General features: G+C 67.2%; 4 protein-coding genes and 2 pseudogenes. 1 reads left to right on the top strand and 5 read right to left on the bottom strand.

The features are described 5' to 3' along the window. Positions 1-94 precede the first annotated feature (94 nt). The 3 genes and pseudogenes from ACZ59A_RS43460 to ACZ59A_RS43450 all read right to left on the bottom strand — a co-directional run. A pseudogene (locus tag ACZ59A_RS43460) lies at positions 95-1,066 on the bottom strand (transposase); the annotation flags it as partial. A gap of 235 nt (positions 1,067-1,301) precedes the next feature. After that, on the bottom strand, positions 1,302-1,475 hold the full coding sequence (locus tag ACZ59A_RS43455; RefSeq protein WP_470971017.1) for a hypothetical protein: 174 nt from the start codon (positions 1,473-1,475) through the stop codon (positions 1,302-1,304). Between the two features lie 571 nt (positions 1,476-2,046). Beyond that, on the bottom strand, positions 2,047-2,322 hold the full coding sequence (locus tag ACZ59A_RS43450; RefSeq protein ID WP_470971005.1) for a hypothetical protein: 276 nt from the start codon (positions 2,320-2,322) through the stop codon (positions 2,047-2,049). 490 nt (positions 2,323-2,812) lie between these two features. Between ACZ59A_RS43450 and ACZ59A_RS43445 the strand changes: the two are divergent. Further along, positions 2,813-3,623, top strand: a pseudogene (locus ACZ59A_RS43445) (IS5 family transposase). Positions 3,624-3,627: 4 nt separating this feature from the next. On the opposite strand, the gene ACZ59A_RS43440 reads toward ACZ59A_RS43445, so the two are convergent. Further along, a complete protein-coding gene (locus ACZ59A_RS43440; RefSeq protein ID WP_470971003.1) occupies positions 3,628-6,237 on the bottom strand; it encodes an ATP-binding protein in 2,610 nt (869 codons plus the stop codon). A 149-nt stretch (positions 6,238-6,386) separates the two neighbouring features. Continuing rightward, the gene (locus ACZ59A_RS43435) at positions 6,387-7,031 is read right to left on the bottom strand and encodes a helix-turn-helix domain-containing protein (protein ID WP_470971001.1); all 645 of its coding nucleotides are present in this window, start codon (positions 7,029-7,031) and stop codon (positions 6,387-6,389) included. Positions 7,032-7,943 lie beyond the last annotated feature (912 nt).

The following is a 7,943-nucleotide window of genomic DNA, read 5'->3' as shown; positions in this document are numbered from 1 at the left end:
GGCGCGGTGGTTCCACTTCTGCCATGGTTGAGCGGCGGGCCGCTGCAGCGCTCCGGCGTCGTGACCAGCACGGACGAGGTTTCTGGCACCTTCAGCGTTGCGTCTCGGAGGTGGAGGTGCAGGTTTCGCTGATGTGAAGCTTGTAGCCGTTCCAGAAGGTGTCGCGTTTGGCGGACCAGCGGGCGTCGGTGTCATACGGAGAGGACAGTCGTAGGTGGCCGGGCGGGCGGCCGTCACCGCCTTCGTCGGTCTTCTCCCGCCGTTTGACGACCTCGCGGCTGCCTCGCGTGGTGGTGCGGGTGTAGTTCTGCAGCAGCACACATCGCAGGACCTGCACTGCGGGCAGTTCGCGCAGCCAGACCGGAGAGCTGGGGTGGTAGACCGCGCCCAGCAGGGCGAAGCCATCCCGCGCGAAGTCCACGGCCAGTTTCTGCTGCCTGGCCCGGGAGGTGGGCAGACGCCAGCTGTCCACCCGCGGTCCGTACCGTTTACTCCATGAGGCCACGTCCACCGCCTGGGCGACCCAGTCCGGATCCGCACAGGTCAGCGCTTCCAGCGCGGCGCGAACCGCCTCCCCGGCCAGCTCGAGGCGGTTCAACTCCCGCACCGCCGCGACCACATGGGTGGAGTCGGTGCGTTGCTTGCCTCCTGCGGCCAGCAGCCCTTGTTCAACCAGCTTGGCCAGCAGCAGGTCCAGCACCTTCTCTTCCAGGCCATGGGCGGCAACCCGGGTGCGGAACTGTGACAGGACACTGAAGTCGAAGCCGGGATCCTCCAGACCCAGTCCGAGAGCGTAGGACCAGGAGAGTTTGTCCCGCACCGCCTCGGCAGCCTGCCGGTCGGTGAGGTTCTCGGCCATCTGCAACACCGTGACCAGGGCCAAGCGGCCCGGTGACCAGCCACGCGGACCCGTTACTGCGAAGGCCCCGGCGAACTCTGCGTCCGAGAACAACTCACCGAGCCGGTCACGTACCGCGACCGGCAGCGGCACCTGACGCCCCGAGTACTTCGCCCGCACCGCCCGAGCCACCTCCGGCATCGGCTCCGGCCACGACCGCGGCTCCATCGACACTGAGCCCCTCCCACCCCGCGACCGGGAACGAGAAGGACCGGCCACCACACCACCCTGCCGCAACGATCAACACCCCGACCAGCCCAAACAGCAAATGGGCAACAGGATCGCGCAAGGCCGAGAGTGTCGACCACGACGTGCCGCTTGCGTCCATTGATCTGTTTGCCGCCATCGAAGCCACGGCTGTCGGCGCCGACGACGGCGTCAGCCTTGACCGACTGCGAGTCGATCACACCGGCCGTCGGCTGCGCGTCCCGGCCCAGCCGCTCGCGGACCCGGGCGCGCAGCCGGTCGTGGAACTCTCTGACCAGGGCGTGGTCACGCCAGCGGCGGAAGACGCATACGTTCGGTCCCACGACGGGAAGTCGGCCGGCATCGCCCGCCACTTGATGCCGTTGTCCACGAGGTACCGGATCGCGTCCAGCAGCGCGCGGTGGCGTATCCCTCCGGCCAGCCGCCCCGCCCGCGCATCCAGCCCGGCACCGGCAGCAGCGGCCGGACCTCGGCCCACTCCGCGTCCGTCATGTCCGTCGGGTACCGGCGCTGCCGTTCGGGCCGGTCGGCCGCGTTGTCGTACACGTGCGCGAGGCAATCACACGTTGGAGCGGCCGAGTTGGACCGCCCGGCCGTCGGCACGGAAGACTGCAGCACAGGGGCCTCCTTTTGCTCTATGGATTCGACACCCACGAGCTGTTCAGGAGGCCCCGTCTTCATGCTCTGGCCACGACAGGATCACCCGACCGGGAATCCGCGTTCGACCGCCACCGCTCAAGATCGAAAAGACAACAGCTTCTCAACGAGTACCACACCCTGCCACCCCGACTGCCTCACCATCCGCAGGAAACGCCCAGATCAGCAGCCTGATCGGAATATTGACACCCTTCAGGCAAGGGCTCTGCTCGCGCTAGCGGGACCTTCTGGCCGAACTCGGCTCCTTCCAGACCGCCCGCTACGAAGTGCGAAATGCAGAAGAGTCAGAGAAGAGAGCCTCGGTGAGCTTGCTCGGCGACATCGCATGCCTTCCTCAGGATCGGCACCATGCGAGCTGGGATCCTGATGGCCCGCTCGTGATCAGGAATACCGGCCGCATGTCCGGGTACCCACTCGGTACCGCTGATCACCTGCTGCAGCATCGCCTCGGCTTCTTCACCCTGCAGGATCAGATCGGCACTCTCTTCCTCCACCCAAACCGTCGGCGATCCATTTTCGCCCCCCGTATTCGGGTCGATCCCGATGAACCGTAACGTCATGACTGTCCCCCTGCCTGACCGGTTGCGCGCTCCTGCTCCATGACCGTCCCGCGCCTGTCGGGCACTGTCAACCCCCCCATATAGTTCTGCAAAACTTAATGCCGTAGGGGCTGACGCCTCATGGCCCTTGCGAAATTCCGGCCGTATGAGGTATGCGCAGAGAGCGGACTGATCGACGAACGGCGGCCCGCCCGTGAGAAGTAGCGGTTGGAGGCGGTCGAGCACTTCCAGCAGGGCGACGACAACCCCGTCATCGCGCACCTGTCCTGAACCCCGTCGAGGGCATCTGGTCCGCCTGGCGATGCATCGGTGGTCAACCGAGCCCCCGCCGATCCCGACGAGCTGATCTCCGCTATCCGACGCGGCCTACGCCAGTTCCAGTACTGCCACGAGGTCCTCGACGGCTGCCTCGTCGGCACCGGTCTCCCAAACCGGCCACCAGGACGACACCACCCGTCACTTTCCGGCCCTCCTGTGTCAACGCTACGGCGTGAGCAAGCGGAAGCCGTACCCCAGCGACCGGTCCGACGCCCGATGGGCTCTGATTGAGCCGACCCTGACGGCATGGCGGAAATCAGGCTCGACCCCAGGCCCACCGGCCAGCCGGTCAAAGTCGACCTTCGCGACGTGTTCAACGCCATTCTCCACGCGAGCTGCATCGGAGTTCCCTGGAAATACCTCCCGCGCGACTTTCCGAGCCACGGCACCGTCTATGCCTACTACCCCGCCTGGCGCGACGAGGGAATCTTCGCTCAGCTTACAACCTGACCGGTCTGGCCCGCGCGATGGAGGGACGCAAGGCCGAACCCACGGGTTCCGTCATCGACACCCAGAGCGTGAAGACCTCCACCAACGTGCCCGTGGCCAGCCAGGGAACGGATGCCGCGAAGGAGATCGTGGGTCGGAAGCGGGGCATCCTCACCGACACAATCGGCCTGATCCTCGCCGTGAGCGTCACCGCCGCTAGCCTCTCCGATGACGCACTGGGGATCGACCAGCCAAGAAGGCCTATCCGACCATCGCCAAGAGCTGGGTCGACATCGGCTTCAAGAGGACCGTCGTCGAGCGTGGCGCGCAGCTCGGAAATCGACGTCGAAGTCGTTGATAGAAACCCGGGAGTTCGCGGCTTTCACGTCGTGAAAGGACGCTGGGTAGTGGAGCGGAGTATTGACTGGATCATGATGCACCGCCGCCTCGCCCGCGACGCCAGCTCCGAAGCCGTGATCCACGTCGACTCGATCGACAACCTCTCCAAGCGCATGACGGACGAGGCCACACCAGCCTGGCGAGGGACGTACTAGTCAATCAAGGGTAATTCGGCCACATTAGACGCCCGTTAAGCCACACAGGTTGGGCTTGCCCGCCTTCCAACTGTGTGAGGTACTGAGCGGCGGCGGGTGTCTCGGCAGCACCGATGCGACAGTAGATGGCCACGGCCTTGCGAAGGGTGGCGATTGCGGACCACGTGTCAGTGTGTGCTCGGCAGCGGGCCGTTCCTTCAAGGGCGTGTGCCTCGTCGAGGGGACTGCGGACCTGACGCGCCATGAGGAGAGCCTGCTGATAGGCAGCAAGTGCCTCCTGCGGTTCGCCAGACTCGGCGAGAAGATTGCCCGTGCTATTCAGCGCCTCTGCCTCTCCCTGCCTGTCGCCGACTTCTTTGAACAGCTTCCGTGATCGCGTCAGGAGGTCGGTAGCCGCTCTGAAGTCCCTCAACTGAGTCCGCACCACACCTAGGTCCTGCAGGGCATTGGCTTCCTCGTGCTGGTTGCCGAGGGTGCGGTACAGCTCCAGGGCCTGCCCCAGTAGCTCGTCTGCCCCATCAAAATCACCCATCACCCGCCGCACTCGGCCTAGGCCCCCCAGAGCATGGGCCTCGCCGAGGCGGTCGCCGAGGTCGCGAAATAACTCCAAAACTTGCCCGGCTAGCTCGCCCGCCCCCCCGAAGTCACCCGTCACATGCCGCACCCGACCCAGGCCCCACAGTGCGTTGGCTTCGCCGCGGCGATCGCCGAGGTCGCGGAAGAGCTCCAGGGCCTGCCCCAACAGTTCATCCGCTCCTGCAAAGTCACCTGTCACCCGCCGCACTACGCCCAGGCCTCGCAGTGCGTTGGCTTCGCCGAGGTGGTCGCCGAGGTCGCGGTACAGCTCCAGGGCCTGCCTCAGCAGTTCATCCGCTCCCGCAAAGTCAGCCATCAACCACCGCACCCAGCCCAGCTCCCACAGTGCGTTGGCTTCGCCGTGGCGGTCGTCGAGCTTGCGGTACAGCTCCAGGGCTTGCCCGGCCAGCTTGTCTGCCCCGGCAAAATCAGCCGTCACTCGCCGCACCACGCCCAGGCCCCACAGTGCGTTGGCTTCGCCGTGGCGGTCGTCGAGCTTGCGGTACAGCTCCAGGGCTTGCCCGGCCAGCTTGTCTGCCTCGACAAAGTCACCCGTCACCCGTCGCACCCAGCCCAGGTCCCAGAGGGCGTCGGCTTCGCCGTGACGGTCGTTGGTGTGATGTGCAGCCTCGGCAGCGGTTTGGTGGAGGGCGATGGCTTGGTCCCAAGGGCCTTGCTGGTAAAGGAAGGCGGCCATGGCTCTGGCTAGGGCGATCAGGTGCGTAGGTTGGGTGTGGCCGGTGTTGTGGTGAGCGCAGGCGGCCAGGTTGGGATATTCGGTGCGCATCCAGGCCAGCGCGTATTCGCGAGTGATGAGTTCGGGTGCAGCGTCGGGTGCGGTGTGGGAATGGGTGTGATGGCGTGGGGTGGTGGTCAGGTGTTGGTCGGCGATGTGGGCGGTGTACGTGTAGTAGGTGAGGAGGCGGTGGGTGGCTTGGGCGCGGGCTTCGGTGGGGTCTTGGATGGTGAGGGTATGGGCGTATTCGCGGAGGAGGTCGTGGAGGCGGTAGCGGCGGGGGGTGGGTTCTTCGATGAGGTGGTCGGTGTAGAGGGTTTCCAGGTGGCGTCGTGCCCGGGTGAGGGGGACGTTGGTGAGGGCTGCGGTGGCGTAGGGGTCGATGTCGGGGCCGGGGTGGAGGCCGAGGTGGCGGAAGAGGTGTTGGAGGTGGGGTGGGAGGTCTTGGTAGGAGAGGTCGAAGGCGGCGGCGACGGCGCGGTTGCCGGCTTCAAGTTCGCTCAGACGATCTTGGGCGGTGGCGAATTCGTCGGTGAAGGTGGTGAGGTTCCAGGTGGGGTGGTGAGCCAGGCGGGCGGCGAGCAGGGTGATGGCCAACGGAAGGTGGCCGCACAGCCGTACGGCTTCGGTTACCGCGCCGTGGTCCGCTTGGGTGGGGGTGCGTCGGGCCAGGCGGGTGAAGAGGCGGGAGGCCTGGTCGGAGGGCAGGGTGTCGAGTGGGAGGGGTTCGGCGCCGTCGAGGGCGATCAGGCGTCGGCGGCTGGTGACGAGGACCAGGCATTGCTGGGAGGCGGGCAGCAGAGGTTCGACCTGGTCGGGGCCAGCGGCGTTGTCCAGGATCAGCAGCATCTTGCGTCCGGCCACGCGGTCCCGCCACAGCGCGGCGCGCTCTTGAAGGGTGTCGGGCAGGTTCTGGGGGCTGATGCCGATCCGGATCAGTAGCGTGGCCAGGACGTCGGCAGGGTCGGCAGGGGACTGGCTGGCGGTGTGGGCGTGGAGGTCGACGAACAGCTGTCCGTCCGGGTAGTGCGCGGCGAGTTGGTGGGCGGCGTGGGTGACCAGGGCGGTTTTCCCGACGCCGGGCATGCCGTCGACGGTGTGGATGCTGATGACCGGGGTGTGGCCATCTTCGGCCGCGTGTAGGAGGCGGTGGAGTTCGTCTTCGCGGCCGGTGAAGGCCGTGACGTCCCGGGGGAGGGTGCTGTGCAGGGCGACGGGGGCGGGCCGGGGCGAGGTCTGGTATGTGATGTGCTGGGTGTTGTGGTCACCGGTCTGCACGCCGGTGCTGCGGCGCAAGTCCATCCGTCGGAGTCCCTACTGTGCGGTGCGGGTACCCCGGGAACGGCTGCGGCCCCGGGGCAGGCGGTGTGTGTTGGGCTGTCGCTTGCCGCGCTACCGGAGCCGGGGGCTGAACGACGCAGACGTCGCCCGTGGAGCGGGACTCGGACAGGTCAGCGGGTGATGTGCTGGGTGTTGCCATTGCCGAACATCACGCCTGTCGCACCGCGCAGGTCGAACGCTGCCGGAACACCGGGCTGTCCGCTGCTGGCAGCCTCGGGAGCGGACGATGCGGACGCGTGCTCGTCCGCGTCGTGCGGGGCCTGGCGTGCGACTGCGGCATCGGGGCTGGGCTGCCCCTCCTGGCCGCCAACCGCGACCTGGTGGCGCTGTGTTTGGCGTCGGCTGGCGGTGCGGGCGGTGTGGTAAGCGCGCCAGAGGCGCGTCAGGGTCTCACCGGAGCCGAAGAACTCGTCGGCTTGGCGGGCGACCGGCCGAGTGGGAGCCAGGGTGCAGCATTCCAGGTGGGTGATGTAGGACCTGTCATACCCCAGGCGCCGGGCGAGGGCGGGCTGGGAGAGTTCGGCGGCGGTGCGCAGCCGCATCAGTTCGGCCGCGAACGCCTCGGCGGCCTGCTGTACCGGACCGTCCGCGGTCGGGACTGGGTTCTCTGGCGCGCGGTCGGCCGGTGGGCTGTGCGGCTCGTCTTCGGGTAGCGGTGGCCCATCGGCCGCGTCGGGCACGGCCCGCAGGTGGGCGTTCTGCCGGAGGCGGTCCACCGGGTCTTCGTCGTCTGCTGTTCTGCCGGTGGCGTCCACGCTGTGCCCCTTACCGTCCAGGTCCCCGTCACGCGCCCCGGGCGGGTCGGATCAGCGAAAGCGGATTCGGTGCTCGAGCGAGGCGTGTCCTTGGCAGGACCACCGTTGGACAGCGCACGGGGCGCGCACCAGAAGCGCACAGGAGCAAATACCGGAGCGAACTGCCCGTCCCGTCACAACAGAGCACTCCTGCCCCAACTGTGACCGGACCGTCCGCCGCGCGGGACTGCGTCACCCCATCCTCGCAGCGGGCTTGCGGCTGTTCCCGGGGCGACCGCCGAAGCTTGCCAGCGTGCCTGTGGCCGAAGTCGCCGGGGACTGTCTGCGGTCGGGCCCATCTCGTCGGTGTGTGTGCCTGGGCTGGTGGTGAGTGAGGTGTGAGTGAGTGCTTCTCACGGTGGTCTCACCTGACTGCTCACCGGTGTGCTCAAGGCACCGGGACGCCGCATCAGGGCGAGCGGCCCGAAAGAGGGGAAGGAGAAGGCGATGACCGCGATGACGATGGTCCCGCTGGCGGACGAGGGATGGTTCAAGAGCAGCTTCAGCACGGGTGGGGGTAACTGGCCTACGTGCGCAACACTGTGGGTGCCGAATATTGCATCCGCCCTGGTCAGGCGTCGGGCGTTCCTGCTGGGCTGGTAGCGGTCCGCGGCCGGTTCATAGGTTCGAAGCCTGAGCAGTTGCGTGGTCGCGGTGCACCGCGTCGAAGCTGCTCCATGTGCCACTTGACCGCGTCGTGTACGGCATCGTACGGAGCTTGACGGCGCGGCAGATCTGCGAGAGTCTTAAAGTAGGGCATAGAGGGAGAATTGCCGCGCGGCTGGGGGTCAAGGGGTCGCAGGTTCAAATCCTGTCGTCCCGACCAGCGTTTTCGCAGGTCGGAGGCCGTTTCCGCGGGTAGCGGAGACGGCC

It is taken from the genome of Streptomyces sp. NPDC040405, assembly GCF_055595765.1.
This window is presented reverse-complemented; position numbering and strand designations above follow the sequence as displayed.

Excerpts from the sequence above, each read along its gene's own strand:
- ACZ59A_RS43450 (WP_470971005.1), bottom strand. The coding sequence starts at position 2,322 with ATGACGTTACGGTTCATCGGGATCGACCCGAATACGGGGGGCGAAAAT.
- ACZ59A_RS43440 (WP_470971003.1), bottom strand. The coding sequence starts at position 6,237 with ATGGACTTGCGCCGCAGCACCGGCGTGCAGACCGGTGACCACAACACC.